The organism is Exiguobacterium sp. SH0S7 (assembly GCF_004337195.1).
GTDB classification, from domain to species: Bacteria; Bacillota; Bacilli; order Exiguobacteriales; family Exiguobacteriaceae; genus Exiguobacterium; species Exiguobacterium aurantiacum_A.
Genome location: NZ_SJVA01000051.1, coordinates 1 through 384, shown reverse-complemented (window position 1 = coordinate 384; position 384 = coordinate 1). Strand labels below are relative to the sequence as shown.

1 protein-coding gene is annotated in these 384 nt (G+C 56.8%); it reads right to left on the bottom strand.

The annotated features are described in order from the left end of the window. On the bottom strand, positions 1 to 384 hold a 384-nt coding region (locus EVJ22_RS15365), incomplete at both ends, for an MFS transporter (protein WP_131444292.1).

The window sequence follows — 384 nt, the reverse complement described above, 5'->3', positions numbered from 1 at the left end:
GGCTGGCAAGCAGAAAACGAAATCCTGCCAGTAATGATTTCAACGGATGCTCACGCGGCTGCGGTGGCGGTGGCAACGCCGGAAGGCTTAACAACGGTAGCAAGGTAATAAACGTGCCCGCCGCCGCCAGCCCGTAGTTCCAGGCTACGCCACCGGTCGCCAGCAATAAACCGCCAATCATGGGCGAAATCACCGACCCCAGACGCACGGTCAACATGGTGATCGCCCCGGCCTGCATTAAGTTTTCACGCCCTACCAGTGCTGGTGTCGCCGCCAATAGCGCCGTAACGCCAAGCGATGCGAAAAAACCATCCCATAAACCAAGTAAATAGATTGCCAGCAATGACGGCTCCGGCAGCAGTGCATTAAGGCACAGTCCAATGA